Below are 15,481 nucleotides of genomic sequence, written 5' to 3'. Positions count from 1 at the left end.
TGCAAGGTTCGGCATTGATCCTGCGCAACATACACTCTTCTGCAAATCGCTTGGCCAACATCGGGACCAGCCTTGCGGCACCAGTTCGCGTCACGCGATCCTCGCCAAGGCATATCGGACATGCCAGATCTCCGCGTCGAAATATCTGATGCAGAAGAATGGAAGGCTCGATTGATCCGTATTTGTACAAACGACTTGGCTTCAAGCAACGAAGCGTGCCGGCAAGGGTGGGGTAATTGAGACGACGACCGACAAACGGTTCGCGTTTTAACCTAGTCGCTGTGGGCGGCAAGAACACGCATGACGTCGTCGTCGCTCAGTTGCGGAAATTCCTGATAGAAAGAACCAACGGAGTGCATCGGTTGTGGGGAAACCAGGCAACAAACTTCGTCGACTTTTCGTTGCAGCGACGCAAGCGCTTCCGGGGAAGCCACTGGCATCGCGACGACTATTCTTGCAGGCTGGCGTTTGCTGATGCCTTCGATCGCTGCCCGGATCGTCGCTCCGGTGGCTATGCCGTCGTCAACGACGATCGCGATGCGGTTCGCAATATTGATGGGAGCGCGACCAGCGAAATACACTTCTTTGCGACGCTCGATTTCGGCGATTTCTCGCTCGCAAGCGGCGTCGAACTGCGCTTCCGTCACTCGTGCCAGGGCGATGACCTCTTCCTCCCGCACAACAATTGGCTTGTTCCCGTCAACGACTGCCCCCATCGCGAGTTCCTGGTGCCATGGAACGCCAATCTTGCGGACCAGCATCACGTCGAGAGGCGCTTGAAGATGGGTTGCAACCTCAGCGGCGACCGGCAAGCCCCCGCGAACCAGACCAAGCACCACGACATCGTGGCCGCGATAGTGCTCAAGAGCCCGAGCGAGCTGCCTCCCTGCCTCGGATCGATCAGAAAAGCGCATCATTTACACTCCAGCGATGTTCACGGCGGACAGTCTTACCGGCTCCTCATTCAGATTTACGGAACGAGGACGGCTGCCCCGTTCATTCTGCCGTGGCGAAGATCCTCGAGAGCTTGGTTGGCTCTTTCGAGGGGATAGACGACCGTGTGGGTCTTCACCCGAGCTCTTGCAGCGACGGGAAAGAACTCGAAGGCATCTGCCCGAGTCAAGTTTGCGACCGAAACGACTTCGCGTTCACCCCAGAGAAGGGAATAGGACATCTGAGGAATATCGCTCATATGTATGCCGCCACACACGACGCGCCCTCCCTTGCGCACTGCGCGCAGCGCCGTCGGCACGAGCTCGCCCGCTGGCGCAAAGATGATGGCGGCGTCAAGTACCCCTTCAAGGGTCTCGTCCGAACCACCGGCCCAGTTTGCGCCGAGACTGATTGCGAAACGCTGTGCCGAAACGTCGCCGGGTCGGGTGAAGGCATAGATTTCGCGCCCTTGCCATGTCGCGATCTGGGTAATGATGTGGGCAGCGGCGCCAAAGCCAAAAAGGCCGAGGCGCTTTGCATTACCTGTCTTTTTGAGCGACCTCCAGCCAATAAGGCCGGCGCAAAGAAGCGGCGCGACAGCCACCGGATCGTCCGCGTACTCAAGCTTGAAGGAAAATCGTTGGTCGGCGACGACGTGGGTGGCAAACCCGCCATCGCGGGTAAACCCCGTGAACAGCGGCTTGTCGCACAGGTTCTCCTGGCCGGCACGGCAATAGGAGCAATGGCCGCAGGTGAGGCCCAGCCACGGCACGCCAACACGGCTTCCAACAAGAGTTCGATCGACATTCTCGCCGACGGTTTCGACGACCCCGACGATTTCATGGCCAGGTATCAGGGGGAGTTTCGGATGATCGAGGTCTCCGTCGACAACGTGGAGGTCGGTGCGACAGACGGCGCAGGCTTCCACGCGTATTCGGATTTCGCCGGGGCCTAGGCACGGGTCGGCAAGGGTCTTCAGAACCAGGGATGTCCCAGGCTTTTCAAGTACCATCGCCTTCATCACGCACCTCAACTGAATTCAAGTCAGGCCAAGACCTCCTGGCCACATTCCGGGGCAAGGTCGTATCTTCCTGCTCAGTCCCGTGGCGCGGAAAGCATAAGCGGGCTCGTAAGGGTGACAATCTGGCGGTGCTCTTCTGAATCCACGATTTCCAGACCACTGAGCCCATCAACCTCTTCGCGGATTGCAATGCTTGAGGGCTTGTGAATGAGATGATCCAATCCCTCCATAGCAATCTCCAGCAGGTCGCCCTTGGGATCGAAGGTGATGCCGACCAACGGGACAGATTTCGTCTGTATCTGGTCACCCAGTCGCAGGCCGGTAATTTCGACTTGCACCCGCTTTCCTCGAAGGGCCTTTGCAATGCTATCAAAAAAGAAATGCCACTCGGATCGATCCAAGATGCGACTGCTCATGTTCATCACTCCTTTTGGTCGATGACCGGGGTACGCTCAAGCCAGCCACCCCCGACCTTTACATATCGCCGCTTCACGGCGCCCCAGGCTATTCGATGCGAAGTCTGTTCCTGGCGCGGATCGTGTTGGTGAGAGACAAATGCGTGATTGAATGCCTCGCGATAAATATCCAGTGCACGGCCCGGTAAGATGCGCCTCAGGGATGCCGGCAGGTCGATATTGGAAGCATAGGGCATTGGTATCACTCTACCAGCGATTCGCGGGGAAAATGCCGCTTCAGTTTCTCAGACGGCTCCTCAAACTCACGCGCTCGGCTCGACAATCGCTCAACGCGCCATCGATTTGGCACAAACCTAACCCATCTCAGGGGGCTTGGCATTGTCGGCGATCAAATCGCCTGACCTAAATAGGGCCGCCTGGCAATGCAAACACATCCCCGCGTCCGCAAAGCTCCCCTCCGGGCACCATTACCGCTGCCGCGCTGGAGAGGATGAAACCGGGAACCGCTATTTAATTGTATATGTTATGTAATTCTTCACCGTGGGGCACCACCCCGGGGTCAGGCGACACGCTCACCGCCCGCATTATCCAGATCGGCAACTTCGGTAGCGCTGGTTTGGCATTTCGCTTCCGCCCACTGGTTCTGATTGTCGAAGACACCCATGTCCGAGAGCACGCAGGCGCTGTCTTTTCCATCATGGCAGTCCATCCGTCTTTCGGCCTGCGATATCAGGCTCCTCTTTCGGCATCGTACACATGCCGTCGTCAATCTCGTCTGCACATCTGAGAAACATATTTGGAAGGATGGTGCCAAGGCAATTCTAAGCAGCCGCAATGAATGGCAAGGCACCGCTTTGCGGAATTCCGCCGCACAGCAGCCGTCGGAACAGCCGATCGGCCTCGCCCGCAGGCATCTCCGGCCGCGTCTCCAGCCACCAGCGCAAGGTCGTATTGAAGGTCGCGACCACCTGCTGGATGACCAGTTCCCTCGGCAGTTCACCAAGTTCATCGCCACTGATAGACCCGCGCAGCACATCGGCCAACACCTTGTCCACGGCCCCGCGCAGCACCGCCCCGCCATGACCACCGGAAAGGGCTGCCTGAACGTCGGCATATTCGCCGACATGTTCGAACAGCGCCCGCGCTAGGTCCCAACCTTCCTCGGCGTCGGGCTCCTGGACAGAGACAAGTAGCGCCCTCAGCCTATCCAGACTGCGCTCGAGCAGGTTGTCCTTGGAGGTGAAATGCGCATAGAAGGTCGAGCGGCCGACATTGGCCTCGGCAAGGATGTCCTCGACCGTGATCAGCGCATAGTCCTTGCGTCGGATCAGTGACACCAGCGCATCATAAAGTGCCGTGCGGGTTCGCATCACCCTGCGGTCGATCGCCATACCAGTTCCTTTTCCCGGACTCCGCCGAGGCCCTGTTCGTTTCCGGACTCGGCCTCCCAGTTGTCCGGCAATTTCCGAACAACGTGTTCGGCAAGGTGATACTCCGCGGTCTTCCAGTCAACCCAGGAGACCCAAACGATGACCGGATTCGTGCCAAGCCCCTCAGCAGCCAACACCCACCTTAGGGCGGGGATCTCGGCGCTTCTGCTGCTCGCCCTCACCTCGATCCATCACGCCTACGGCGCCGCGATTTTAGATACACCTTGGCGGCTGCATGTACTTTATTTCATTTTGCCCGTGGCGGCCCTCGTCGCAATGCTACTGTCTGCGGGTTGGTATGCGCCGACGGGTCGCTCAGCCCGCCTCTTTACATGGGCCGGCGCCATAGTGGTCTTGGCCGTGCCCATCATTCTCGTCGGTTATGTCGAGGGCGGCTACAACCACGTCGTCAAGAACATTGCCTACCTGATCGTCAGTGGCGACACCTTCCGCGCGATCTTCCCGAACCCGCCCTACGAAGAGCCGAACGACCTGTTCTTCGAGATAACCGGAATTGCCCAGTTCCCGCTCTCCGTTCTGGCAACGGTCATGACCGTCCGCATGCTCCGGAGGTAAGGCAGATGACCTCGCATCCCCACGCGTCGGGTCGGCGTCTCACCGTCGGAATCCCGGTTCCACTCAAGATGTTCGCCACAGTGCACGGTGGCATCGTGGACATAGCCTTCGATCCGCGGGCGACGCACATCCAGTTCCGCCGCTTCGCAGGCTGCCCGGTCTGCAGCCTTCACTTGCGCGGCTTTGTCCGCCGTCGCCGCGAGATGGAGCAAGTCGTACGCGAATTGATCCTGTTCCATTCGGGAAAGGAGATGCTGCTGCGTCACGTCGATGATTTGCCCTTCGATTTGGTTGCCGATTCCGACAAGCAGATTTACCGCGCCTTCGGCGTGGAGACGGATCCGCGTGCCTTAAGCGACCGCAGAGCCTGGGGCACGATTCTCCGAGCCGTTCTGGTCGCATTGCCGCGGGCTTTGCTCGGGCGCAAGCCATTACCACCGCTGGCACCTGAAGGCGGCCGTTTCGGGTTGCCGGCGGATTTCCTCGTTGCGCCCGACGGCCGCATCCTTGCCTGCAAATATGGCGAGCACGTTGACGACCATTGGAGCGGGGACGAGGTTCTTGCGCTCGCCAACCGGTTTCGAGCCAGCAGTGAGGTAGCCGACGCGACGGCGTGGACCTTGACCACGACGGCATCGTCACGGAGCCTCGAATGAGTGTAGGTACGAGTTAACGGCTGGCATCGGAGATTGACGCCGATCAAGGAACGATGAGCCCCTTCGGCCGTCACCAAATGAAGAAGCTTTGATCGGCATCAAGGACGAAGATGGCGGGCTTCGATAAGTTGCAGATGTAGTTTCCTGGCCGTATTGGCGTCCTGTTCAGCCACCAGGACTGGGTCCTTTCAGCAACTGGAGTGATGCCCATGCAACGAACAAATCCGCATCAATCAAGCACGCCTTTTTGGTTCTTTCCCTCACCCGCAATTCCCTCGGTCGAAGTGAGGGGCTCCTTGTGGCCGCTCGGGCATTTGCAGGCGACGGCCATTGAGGCCGCCCTTCGCTATCAGATTGAGGCGTTGAAGTTCTTGGAAAACCGTCTCAACAGCGACTTACGCCTTTTGGAAGACTGTCAATCGCCGGATCACCAAAACGATCTGTTCGACATATGGTGCACCTTCTGGCAGAACGCGCTGTTCGACTATGTCAATGGAGGAGCGCGCTTCGCAGACATGGGCTCGGCCTCCATCCGGAAGACGACCAAACGTCTTCACGACGACGAGAAACGTTTCGTCGAAAACATGGCTGCACAGGTGGTGATGTAAATGCCAGCCTTACCATGGGAGCGAACCAGGGTTTTGCAGGTTGCCGCCGTCTTCTTGTTGCTGCACAGCGGTCAAAGCGGCTCGGCCGATCTCGCGCGCGGTCGCGCCATCGCCAATCGATGGTGCAGTGAATGTCACGTGACAGCTCCCGGACAGCAACGTGGATCAGACAACGTTCCGACATTCTCCGAAATGAAAAAATCGGGAAAATTGGATACTGCCCGTTTGTCGACATTTCTGTCGGCGCCGCAGCATTCACGGATGCCGGATCTCTCACTCACGCGCACAGAAATTGCTGATCTGACCGCCTACATCATGTCGCAGGGACAGCGACCGTGAGGCCGTGAGCCTGACGATGAGATAGGCGGGCGTCCCGACGCTCAGGCAAATGCTCGTCGCAAACGATGGCGGTGTAGCGCGGCCCATCCAGATCCAACGTCGACGCAGATGCAGAGATGCAGAGGACCCGAATGCGACGAGCAGCCTGCGCTCTCCGCTCGCCACTCTGGCGCAAACCGGTGGCCGAAGACGGGGCTAGCCGACAGTGAGTCGGTCATGGCATCCGCGATGCGCTTCTTGACGTCGGCCGCGAAAGCGCGCGGATTGATTTCGATCAGGCTCGTGACAGCAACGACGCCAGCAAGGGCGCGAGCGAAATGCTCCAGCCCTTTGACGTTGCCAATCGACTTTCCCATGCCAGGTCAGCCAGCCACTTTGAACTTTGATCTGCGCGCTATCGGGTGGACGGAACTGCTCCAGGCGATCGTGTTAACGGCAGTACCGGCTGGTGCCAACGCCGCATTTCCAACGCCCACTCAGTTCAGCAAATCTGGCCGTGAAATGCCGTCAGCGAATTCAATACCTCCCGATCCAAGAGCAGAGTGGCCTTGCAGTGGCCGCTGCAACTGAGGCGCGCCCGACGGATTCCGGGTACGATTTCAACGACAGTCTCGACTTGAACAGGATGATGCTCGGGTTCGACGACCTCTATTTCTAGGATGATGTGGTCGTGCACGACCGAGCGATGCCACGGAAACCGGGGTGTCAGCGCGATGCCGGTCAACGCGAGGAGATGAGAGCCAAGGGGCAGACGCGGACCGCCCAACGATTGGTTATAGCCCGTGCTTCCGAGTGGCGTCACCAGCGCCAAACCATCGCCCGCAATCGTCGCCGGTGCGCTCCCTCCGTCTACAGTCAGCTTGAAACGCGCCTGTTGCAGGCGCTGTCGAGTAAGCACAATCTCGTTGATTGCAAAGATAGTCGTTCGCTGGCCTCCCAATCGTTCGACATCGGCTTGCAGCACCGGCAGATCAACGGGGATGGCGTTGATCATCCGGTCCATGAGATCGGACAACTGCAACGGATTGCAAAGAGACCCGATCGAGCCCTGCGTCCGCATTGGGAAGACCGGCTTCGCCGGCCCTTCGAGCAGCGCATGAAGGGCTTTCAGAGCGGTACCATCGCCCCCTATGGCTACGACATAGTCGGCACCCGAAACCGAACTCTGACCGTACCTGCAGACGAATTGCTCCAGCGCCTCCTGTGCAGCTGGTCTCGGGGAGGCAAGAAATGTGATCTTCATGGCCAAACCATAAGCAGGATTCTGTCTTCAACTGACACGGCAGGGATATTGGTGCCCCACTTCTACAGGCTCCAGGATCTCGTCCACGATCTCGCCAACCGGCTGTTGCGCATCGATCAAGCGCCAGGCAGGTGGCTTTTGCCCACACGATAACTGCCGGGCCAGAACGCGCAGATCCGCATCGGAAGGCCCCTCGTGCCTGCCCGAAACACGCTGCTGCAAGACCTGCGCGTCAGCTTGCAGCCAGACGGCCTCGCACCGGCTACCTGCGGCCGCAGATGCAACCTCGATAAGACTGCGGTTCTCCAGACGATCGAACACGGCATCGGCGACAACAGACCCGCCGGCCTTCGTGATAGCCAAACTGCGGCGAACCATTTCGGAATAGACCTTGTCAGAGACATCTGGCCGATAGGCATCCGCATCGAGATGCACCTCAGCTGCAACACCGTGCAACGCCTTGCGAATGCGGTCACTCTCGATAATGCGTGCGCCGGGTGGGGCGCCAACCCGGGCGGCCAGCGCATCGGCTACGGTCGTCTTACCTGAGCCGCTGAAGCCGCCGATCACGATGAGACGCGGTTGAACTTTTTCAAGGAGCGTGCGTGCCAACTCAAAGTAGGAACGTGCCTCAGAGGTAAGATCAGCCGCGTTTCGGCCCTCGGCAACTTGAGTGGCGATCACGTGGGCCCTGACGGCCGCTCTTATGGCCATGAAGAATGGCAAAAGCACAAAGCCGTCGTCATCATTCGTTTCATCGAGGTAGCGATTCATGACCAGGTTGGCAAATTGCGGAAATCCTCTGTGCCACAGGTCCATTAAAAGGAATGCCAGATCATAGAGGGTGTCGATCGTCGCAATCTGATCGTTGAACTCGATGCAATCGAATAGGCAAGGTTCTCCCTCAATGAGACATATGTTGCGCAGGTGCAGATCCCCATGGCAAAGTCTGACTTTTCCAGCGGTCTCTCGGCCATCGAGAAGCGCCGCATTCTCTTTCAGCATTTCTTCGAAGAGCTGAGTGATCGTGGCGACTTCGGTTTCTTCGAACACGCGGCCGATGGCAAAACCAGCTCTGTTGATGGCGAGCACTGCGCCAATGTTTGCAGATCCTGAACTGCGATGGACGACAGGTGCGCTCTGGTGGTAACGGGCAATCATGCGCGCCGCTTGGGTCAGCAGCTTCGCGTTCAGCCGTCCCTGCGTGGCCATCCGATCGAACAGTGCATCCTGCTCGAAGCGAACCATCTCGACAACCGGCTCGACAAGCTCGCCGTCGCCAAATCGAAGATTTCCCGCCAAGTCGCGCGAGATCGTCCGGATGCCAAGGTATAGACCGGGTGCCGTGACCGAATTCAGGCGAACCTCGCGTTTGCAGGCTTCCAGCCGCAGCTCCGGCGTAGAAAAATCAACGTACGGAAGCTTGACGGCGCGCTTCATCTTGAAAGCGCGATCGCGGGTGAGAAAAACATGCGAAATATGAGTCTCAATGTGTTCTATTTCATCGCTTCCGTGCGTATGCCGGTCGCTCAAGAATGCTATGGCACTGGTCTGGTCGTGAACGAGCATGTTCCCTCGCTTAAGTGGCGAATGGCGGCGGCCCGCGATGAACCGCGCTTATACTCCATTGGTAATCATGCGCGTCATCCGCCCTTGTCGCGTTGACGCTGATCAATCCTTCCTGCGAAATCTTCAGGGCCAAGAGGGATATTCCTCCCAACGTCTTGGCCACTTTGACGATCATCAAAGCGCTCCGGTGCAAGCCTGCGATTATGAACAGGAACGTTTGGCCGCTGAACTGAGCGCTGTGACAAGACGAAAGTGGGCCATTCGGCAAGCTTGGAGAATTCAGATGACCAGAACCTGGGACCTGTCGATCTCACCCGATACAGTTTGCTATCTCATCATCAAGGCGCGCGAATTCGACGCCAAGGATGTTGTTTCCGACGTTGACCCTGCCTCTAATGCCACAGACGACAATATGATCTCCGTGCTTGAAGACCGACCGGATGATCCCGTCGAATCCGAGCTGGAGAGCACGATCTCCGCGATGAACGAGGACGAGCAGATCGACCTCGTCGCCCTTTGCTGGCTCGGCCGCGGAGACGACACGGTGGGCGACTGGGAGCGAATTCGCGCAGAGGCCGCCGACGCTCACAATGAACACACGGCCGCCTATTTGATCGGAACACCGCTTCTTCCGGATTACCTGGAAGAGGCGATGGCTGCGTTCGGAGAGTCTTGCCAGGAGTACGAGAAGGGACGCCTATAGCGCTCGATGCGAGTAGGAGGACGGCGTGGCAAGAGTGACCGGTCCGATCGCCCAGGATAAGGCACGGAGGGACAACATGGTGATCGCCCAGCAACTGCGTGAATACGCAGGTTTGCTCGAGGAACAGGGAGAGGACAACTTCAGACCCCGTGCCTATCGCCGTGCCTCCGACGTTGTCGCCGCGCTCAACCGGCCGATCGCCACAATTCTCGCAGAAGGAGGCCGGGAAGCCCTCGTAGCATTGCCTGCGGTCGGAGAGGCAATCGCTGGCGCCATCATTGAAATGGTCGGAAGCGGCCGTTGGGGGCAACTGGAAAGGCTGCGCGGTGAACTTGCACCGGAGGTGCTCTTTCGCACCATTCCCGGAATTGGGCCGCGACTGGCTGGCGTGCTGGCGGAAGAAGGAACGCTCGAGACCCTGGAAGATTTGGAGAATGCCATCCATTTCGGCAACTTCGCACTGAAAGGCATCGGACCCAGGCGAAAGCAAATGATCGCTTCCGCACTGGCTGAGCGCCTCGCACGGCGATCAACGCCTTACCTTTGGAAAAAATCGAGCCAACCGCCTGTTGCGCTCTTGCTCAAAGTCGACCGTGCCTATAGAGACAAGGCTGCTGCGGGCGCGCTACGCCTGATAGCCCCCAGGCGTTTCAACCCGACACATGAAGCCTGGCTTCCTGTCATGCACTCCAAAGTGGAAGACTGGCATTTCACCGTTCTATTTTCCAACAGCAGGCGTGCCCATGAACTGGGAAAAACGAAAGACTGGGTGGTCATTTACCATCAACGGGACGACGAGCCTGAGGGGCGGAGCATCGTGACGACCAGCACGCATGGGTCGACGGAGGGAAAACGCGTGGTGCGACGCGATCTGTTGCAACGCAACGCCGAGCCGACTGAGCCGATCGCGCCAGCATGACCGCGAGCTTTTCCGCGCAAGAGTTTTGGATCCTTGACCGTCGTCAATGAGTGTCGCGACACCATGGATCATGCTAGCATTCATGAAGATTTTCGCTCTCAACGGAACGATGGCGCTTGGAAGAGCCATTGCTGACGAACTCGAGGTCCCCCTTGCCGAGCACGAAGAGCGTGACTTTGAAGGCGGGGAGCATAAGGCACGTCCGCTTGTCAGCGTGCGCGGCAACGACGTTTTCATCATACATACCTTGAATGGTTCGCCGGAAGGTTCGGCGAATGATAAGCTGTGTAGATTGCTTTTTTTTGCAGCCACGTGCCGCGAACACGGCGCGGCGCGCGTAACCGCCGTCGCGCCCTATCTCGCTTACTCTCGTAAAGACAGACAGACCAAGTCACGCGACCCGGTGACGACACGATACGTGGCACAACTGTTCGAGGCGGTGGGTATCGACACGGTCGTGACTTTGGACGTCCACAACCTTTCGGCATTTCAGAACGCCTTCCGCTGTGTAACGGTTCACCTCGACACTCGGAAACTCTTCAGCGGGACCATTGCAAACCTCTCCGGCTCCGAGCGGACGATGATATTATCACCTGACGCCGGCGGCATAAAACGCGCGCAACTCTTGCGGGAATACTACGAACATTTGTCCGGTAATGAGGCTCAGCTTGCGTTCATGGAAAAGCGTCGCAGCGGTGGGATCGTCTCGGGTCACTTATTCGCAGGTGACGTCGAAGGGGCGAACGTTTTTATTGTGGACGACATGATGGGGACGGGCAAAACAATGCTCAGAGCAGCGGAAGCCTGCCGCCAGCGGGGTGCAAATGCCGTGTATGCTCTCGCCACCCATGCGCTCTTTGACCGGGGCTGCGAGGCGGTTCTGGCTCATCCCGCGATCGACAGGACGATCGTGACGGACTCGGCTTCTCCATTCCATATATCGGAAGACCTCCTGCGCTACTGTGTGGAGGTCGTGAGCAGCGCACCGCTTTTTGCCGAATCCATTCGCCGCCTGCATGCCGGCGTCCCGCTGCTTGCCGCACACTCAGGAGACGACCAGTGACAAGCGAGCCCTTGCCACCTTGAGGTAGGTGAGCGCGAGCGGCCGCCACTTCTCACGTTCGCGCACAGGTGTTTCAAGAAGATGGGCAAGACAAAGTCGTGCCCGCAACAAGGCACGCATTCCGCCAAAGACCCCCATCAGGCGATCACAAGGGCGATTTCCGAGCGTACGTTCCAGGGCCGTGAGGAACAATTGACCGATCCAGCCCGAGCCCAAAACCTCGCATTCGAGAGCAAGATAACCGATCTCATCATATGGGTCGACGAGGCGCATCGACCGGTTGAATTCCAGGCAATCAATGATCTGGGGAGGCCTGACGAGGCAGATGTGTTCGGGCCGCAAGTCGCCATGTCCTTCCACCAGGCACCCGTTCTTTATTCGCTCCTCGATTTTTGACCGCATCACCTGCAATCCCCGACCGATGCCTTCCAGTAAGGCAGCAACGCCTTCTGCCTCCAGATCGAACTCCGGCCGCAGCAAGATCATTCGCGTGATGTCGAGTTCATCCATGAGGTGGCGCATGTGTCCATCGACGCTCTCCGGCCGACAGCCAGCGTAGAAGCGTACAAGCTTCTCAGCCGTGCCAATAAGCTCCGCCGGTGCGAGGTCACGCGCCTGTATGCGCTGATCCAGCATGTGGGCTTCGGGGAGCCGCCTCATCTCAACGAGCCAATCGACAGCTCTTCCGACTTTCTCAAAAGTGAGGTTGCCGGAAAAGTTCGCATACAGAGGCTTGACCCCGCTATAGGTTTCCTCGGCCAACCGGCGATTGAGGCGAATTTCTTCGCAACAGAAGAAGTGGCGGGCGTCAATCGTGCTGAAGTCAAGGAAGGACGTCGTGACCGGCTTCTTCAGCTTCAGCACCCAATCATCCGCCAGGAAGACCCACGACATATGGGTCTCCCGGGCTTCGATCCTCGATGGACGATCAGGAAACGATCCCGGGTCGCTGAGAAAGCGAATCTTCGCATCCAGAGCGGACATCGAACACACGGTTTTCCGCCTTTCCGTCAAAATTCGCGCGAACCGCTTGGCGTTTGGCTCAGGACGACATCAAGCGATGGAGAGAGGTTTCACGCAGCAGTGATCGGGTGACACCTCCCACCAGCCACTCGCGCAGGCGACTGTGGCCGTAAGCTCCCGAAACGATCAAATCCGCACCAAACTGCTTGGTAACATTGATGAGGGTCTCGCCATCAGAAGGAGCTTCGCAGCTGAAGATCTCTCCCCGGGCTCTTGCACCGTGATGGATCAGGTGGCGGACAACATCATTCACTGTTTCCACGCCGCGTTGTTTTCCTTGATCTTCGACTGATGCGACAAGGACCTCACGGGCATGAACGAGGAACGGCATCGCATCGACCACGGCGCGCCGGGCCTCGCGCGTATCCTTCCAGGCAACGACGACCTTGTGGGCTGCGAGCGGCTCAAGATCTGCTCTGGGGATAAGGACTGGGCGGCCCGCCGAATGGATCAGTTCACCGATGTCAACCTGTTCGCCTCCGACTTGCGATATGCCTGCGATAACCAGGTCGGCCGATCGAGCAGCGGTCGCGAGATCCTTCGTAGGATCACCAACGCTTGTCCGCAACAGATCCACGGCTCCGCCTTCAGCCTCGAACTCTCGCCTGAGCATCTCCAGACGGCGTTCGATATCGATCGCTTCGAGGCGCATGAATTCATCGTCCATGACCACGCCGGGGGGCGCCGCCGTTATGATGCGAATGTCGCCGGCTGCGAACCCGATGAGGGTCGCCTCGAAGCGCGACGCCACGTCACGCGCAAATCTTAGCTGCCGCGCAACACTTTCGTGCAGGCTCAAGCTTACCATTATCGTATTGTAAATCATCGCTGCGACCCCACTCTGGGACTTCGATCGCTTCATCAAAGCACCAATCGACCAGTCTCGCCTTGACCGCCGTCAAAGGTGCGGCGGCGCAAATGAAGATGTCTTTGACGCCCATCAAGGCCGCATCTCTCCTCCTGTGCTAGACGGTAGTTTACGGAGGGTCGGAACCATGGCGCACAAGCAAGTTCTTTTCCACTCAGCCGCGCGCGAAAAGATCCTGAAGGGAACTGCTCAGCTCGCCGACGCGGTTCGAGTTACACTCGGACCCCGATCCAAGGCAGTGCTGATTGAGAGAAAGTGGGGTTCGCCGATCGTCTGCAATGACGGCGTGACGATCGCCAAGGAATTCGATCTCAAGGACCCAGAGGAAAACCTCGGTGCGCGGATGCTGCGGCAGGCCGCAGAAAAGACCGGCGAAATCGTCGGCGACGGAACGACCACATCGACCATTCTTGCCCACGCGATCTTCGCCGACGGCCTTCGCAACGTCGTGGCCGGCGCAAGCGCGATCGATATCAAACGAGGCCTGGACCGGGCGCTCAAGCGCGCCGTTTCCGAACTCAAACGAAATTCGCGCCCCGTTTCCTCAAAGCGCGAAAAAGAACAGGTCGCAACCATCTCGGCGCACAACGACACGCACATCGGCTGCCTGATCGGGGAAGCAATGGAGCGTGTCGGCGACGAAGGTGTCATCAGCGTCGAAGAGTCTAAATCTACGGAGACCGTCCTTGATGTCCTTGAAGGCATGCAGTTCGATCGCGGCTATCTTTCGCCCTACTTCGTCACTGACACGGAGCGGATGGAAGTGTCGCTTGAGAATCCTGTTATTCTGCTTCTTGACCGGAAGATCACGTCGCTGAAAGACTGCGTCGGCCTGCTTGAGGCCGTCGCCAAGTCCGGAACCCCGTTGCTGATCATCGCCGAGGACGTTGAAACGGAAGCGCTGGCCACGCTGATCGTCAACCAGATGCGGGGAACGCTTCGAAACTGTGCCGTGAAGACACCCGGTTTCGGCGACCGGCGAAAGGCGCTGCTTCAGGACATAGCCATACTCACCGGCGGTCAGCTGATTTCCGAAGAATTGGGCATCAAACTGGAAACGGTGACAGCCGACCAACTAGGTCGCGCCGAACGGGTGGTCATCACAAAGGATACGACGACGATCATCGGCGGCGCGGGAGATAAGAAGGCGATTGCCGGCCGCGCCGACCAGATAAGGCGGGAAATCTCCACGACGACGAGTGACTACGACCGAGAAAAACTCGAGGAGCGACTGGCAAAACTTTCAGGCGGGGTTGCCGTCATAAAGGTGGGTGCTGCCACGGAAGCGGAACTCAAGTCGAAGAAGGAAGCGCTCGACGACGCCATCAGCGCAACCAAGGCGGCGGTAGCCGAAGGTATTCTTCCCGGAGGCGGCCTTGCCCTCTTGCGATGCGTAAATGCCCTTACCGATGAGGAGAGGACTTGTGAAGGCGACGAGCGCACCGGCGTGCAGATCCTGAAGCGCACGCTCGAACTCCCGGCACGCCAGATCGCAGAGAACTCGTCCACAGATGGCGGCGTCGTCGTGGCGAAAATGATGGAGGCGGAAGGCAATTACGGCTTTGACGCCGGGCGGAAGGAGTATGTCGACCTGATGTCTGCCGGCATTATCGATCCCACAAAGGTCGTTCGCGTAGCGCTTGAGAATGCGGTGTCGGTTGCAAGCGTTCTATTGCTCACCGAAGCCACCATGACAGAAATACCGGAGCCGGCAAGAGACGGTCTTGTCGAGCCCGGCATCCAAGCTTAGCCCCCAGAAGATGTCGGAGTATCATGATGATGATCGCATTGAACGAACGCCAAAAGGCTCTCGAAGAAAAGTATTTCCTTGATTTCGAAAGAGCAATCCGGGTTCGCGATCGACGCAATCGCATTCTGGCGAGGTGGGCGGCGCAGGTTATCGGTCGCGCGGACGTACCGGGTTATGTGGAAGAGGTGATCGCGGCCGGTCAAACAGATCCGGGAGATGATGATGTCTTGCTGAAGGTTTTCGATGATCTGCGCGCTGCCAACGTGGCGGCCGACAAGGCCATGCTACAGGAGAAAATGCGTGCGCTCCTTTATGTGGCAGCCGAGCAGCTCGAAGCCGAGGAATGACGCTTTACGCTCCGTTC

Annotated in this window: 20 protein-coding genes; 9 read left to right on the top strand and 11 right to left on the bottom strand. The window is 58.4% G+C overall.

Annotated elements, in window-relative coordinates:
- Positions 1-272: 272 nt before the first annotated feature.
- The 6 genes from PWG15_RS35010 to PWG15_RS34985 all read right to left on the bottom strand — a co-directional run bounded on the left by PWG15_RS35010 (position 273) and on the right by PWG15_RS34985 (position 3,761).
- A complete protein-coding gene (locus PWG15_RS35010; RefSeq protein ID WP_342457078.1) occupies positions 273-917 on the bottom strand; it encodes a phosphoribosyltransferase in 645 nt (214 codons plus the stop codon).
- A 53-nt stretch (positions 918-970) separates the two neighbouring features.
- Positions 971-1,954 carry a zinc-dependent alcohol dehydrogenase family protein gene (locus PWG15_RS35005; protein ID WP_275027451.1) on the bottom strand — a complete coding sequence of 328 codons (984 nt, stop codon included), beginning with the start codon at positions 1,952-1,954 and terminating at the stop codon, positions 971-973.
- A 74-nt stretch (positions 1,955-2,028) separates the two neighbouring features.
- Positions 2,029-2,370 (bottom strand): DUF5335 family protein, encoded by a 342-nt coding sequence (locus PWG15_RS35000; protein WP_275027449.1) that lies wholly within the window; start codon positions 2,368-2,370, stop codon positions 2,029-2,031.
- A gap of 5 nt (positions 2,371-2,375) precedes the next feature.
- Entirely contained in the window at positions 2,376-2,606 is a 231-nt protein-coding gene (locus tag PWG15_RS34995; RefSeq protein ID WP_275027448.1) for a ChaB family protein, read from the bottom strand.
- Positions 2,607-2,929: 323 nt separating this feature from the next.
- On the bottom strand, positions 2,930-3,079 hold the full coding sequence (locus tag PWG15_RS34990) for a hypothetical protein (protein ID WP_275027447.1): 150 nt from the start codon (positions 3,077-3,079) through the stop codon (positions 2,930-2,932).
- 112 nt (positions 3,080-3,191) lie between these two features.
- Positions 3,192-3,761 (bottom strand): TetR/AcrR family transcriptional regulator, encoded by a 570-nt coding sequence (locus tag PWG15_RS34985; protein ID WP_275027445.1) that lies wholly within the window; start codon positions 3,759-3,761, stop codon positions 3,192-3,194.
- Between the two features lie 138 nt (positions 3,762-3,899).
- Here PWG15_RS34985 and PWG15_RS34980 point away from each other — a divergent pair, with 138 nt between their 5' ends.
- The 4 genes from PWG15_RS34980 (at position 3,900) to PWG15_RS34965 (ending at position 5,979) form a co-directional block, all read left to right on the top strand.
- Positions 3,900-4,376 carry a hypothetical protein gene (locus PWG15_RS34980; protein WP_275027443.1) on the top strand — a complete coding sequence of 159 codons (477 nt, stop codon included), beginning with the start codon at positions 3,900-3,902 and terminating at the stop codon, positions 4,374-4,376.
- Positions 4,377-4,381: 5 nt separating this feature from the next.
- Positions 4,382-5,032 (top strand): thioredoxin domain-containing protein, encoded by a 651-nt coding sequence (locus PWG15_RS34975; protein ID WP_275027442.1) that lies wholly within the window; start codon positions 4,382-4,384, stop codon positions 5,030-5,032.
- A 209-nt stretch (positions 5,033-5,241) separates the two neighbouring features.
- The gene (locus PWG15_RS34970; protein ID WP_275027441.1) at positions 5,242-5,640 is read left to right on the top strand and encodes a hypothetical protein; all 399 of its coding nucleotides are present in this window, start codon (positions 5,242-5,244) and stop codon (positions 5,638-5,640) included.
- 33 nt (positions 5,641-5,673) lie between these two features.
- Positions 5,674-5,979, top strand: a complete 306-nt coding sequence (locus tag PWG15_RS34965; RefSeq protein ID WP_275027440.1) for a c-type cytochrome — start codon at positions 5,674-5,676, stop codon at positions 5,977-5,979.
- A gap of 481 nt (positions 5,980-6,460) precedes the next feature.
- Here the strand turns inward: PWG15_RS34965 and PWG15_RS34960 are convergent, their stop codons facing one another.
- Genes PWG15_RS34960 through PWG15_RS34950 form a run of 3 tightly spaced genes read right to left on the bottom strand, consistent with a single transcriptional unit; the run spans position 6,461 to position 8,966 of the window.
- Positions 6,461-7,222, bottom strand: coding sequence for a diacylglycerol kinase catalytic domain-containing protein (locus PWG15_RS34960; RefSeq protein ID WP_275027439.1), 762 nt, complete (start codon positions 7,220-7,222; stop codon positions 6,461-6,463).
- A gap of 27 nt (positions 7,223-7,249) precedes the next feature.
- A complete protein-coding gene (locus PWG15_RS34955) occupies positions 7,250-8,791 on the bottom strand; it encodes a bifunctional aminoglycoside phosphotransferase/ATP-binding protein (protein WP_275027438.1) in 1,542 nt (513 codons plus the stop codon).
- Between the two features lie 10 nt (positions 8,792-8,801).
- A complete protein-coding gene (locus tag PWG15_RS34950) occupies positions 8,802-8,966 on the bottom strand; it encodes a hypothetical protein (RefSeq protein ID WP_275027437.1) in 165 nt (54 codons plus the stop codon).
- A gap of 108 nt (positions 8,967-9,074) precedes the next feature.
- Here PWG15_RS34950 and PWG15_RS34945 point away from each other — a divergent pair, with 108 nt between their 5' ends.
- The 3 genes from PWG15_RS34945 to PWG15_RS34935 all read left to right on the top strand — a co-directional run bounded on the left by PWG15_RS34945 (position 9,075) and on the right by PWG15_RS34935 (position 11,476).
- A complete protein-coding gene (locus PWG15_RS34945; RefSeq protein WP_275027436.1) occupies positions 9,075-9,494 on the top strand; it encodes a DUF3775 domain-containing protein in 420 nt (139 codons plus the stop codon).
- A 76-nt stretch (positions 9,495-9,570) separates the two neighbouring features.
- The gene (locus PWG15_RS34940) at positions 9,571-10,413 is read left to right on the top strand and encodes a helix-hairpin-helix domain-containing protein (RefSeq protein ID WP_275027434.1); all 843 of its coding nucleotides are present in this window, start codon (positions 9,571-9,573) and stop codon (positions 10,411-10,413) included.
- An 82-nt stretch (positions 10,414-10,495) separates the two neighbouring features.
- Positions 10,496-11,476: a ribose-phosphate diphosphokinase gene (locus PWG15_RS34935; RefSeq protein WP_275027432.1), complete on the top strand. Its 981-nt coding sequence runs from the start codon at positions 10,496-10,498 to the stop codon at positions 11,474-11,476.
- On the opposite strand, the gene PWG15_RS34930 is transcribed toward PWG15_RS34935, so the two are convergent.
- Positions 11,459-12,460 (bottom strand): hypothetical protein, encoded by a 1,002-nt coding sequence (locus PWG15_RS34930; RefSeq protein ID WP_275027431.1) that lies wholly within the window; start codon positions 12,458-12,460, stop codon positions 11,459-11,461. The two genes, PWG15_RS34935 and PWG15_RS34930, sit on opposite strands and share 18 nt — an antisense overlap.
- 58 nt (positions 12,461-12,518) lie before the next feature.
- The gene (locus PWG15_RS34925) at positions 12,519-13,307 is read right to left on the bottom strand and encodes a universal stress protein (RefSeq protein ID WP_275027997.1); all 789 of its coding nucleotides are present in this window, start codon (positions 13,305-13,307) and stop codon (positions 12,519-12,521) included.
- Between the two features lie 187 nt (positions 13,308-13,494).
- Between PWG15_RS34925 and groL the strand changes: the two genes are divergently transcribed.
- Both groL and PWG15_RS34915 read left to right on the top strand, forming a co-directional pair.
- Complete coding sequence (gene groL / locus PWG15_RS34920) at positions 13,495-15,117, top strand: chaperonin GroEL (RefSeq protein WP_275027430.1); 1,623 nt, start codon at positions 13,495-13,497, stop codon at positions 15,115-15,117.
- Between the two features lie 26 nt (positions 15,118-15,143).
- A complete protein-coding gene (locus PWG15_RS34915) occupies positions 15,144-15,464 on the top strand; it encodes an ATPase inhibitor subunit zeta (protein WP_275027429.1) in 321 nt (106 codons plus the stop codon).
- Positions 15,465-15,481 lie beyond the last annotated feature (17 nt).

This window comes from Ensifer adhaerens, assembly GCF_028993555.1.
In the GTDB taxonomy this organism is placed as follows: domain Bacteria; phylum Pseudomonadota; class Alphaproteobacteria; order Rhizobiales; family Rhizobiaceae; genus Ensifer; species Ensifer adhaerens_I.
Note: the sequence above shows the minus strand (reverse complement) of the source record. Positions and strands in the feature narration are given on the sequence as shown.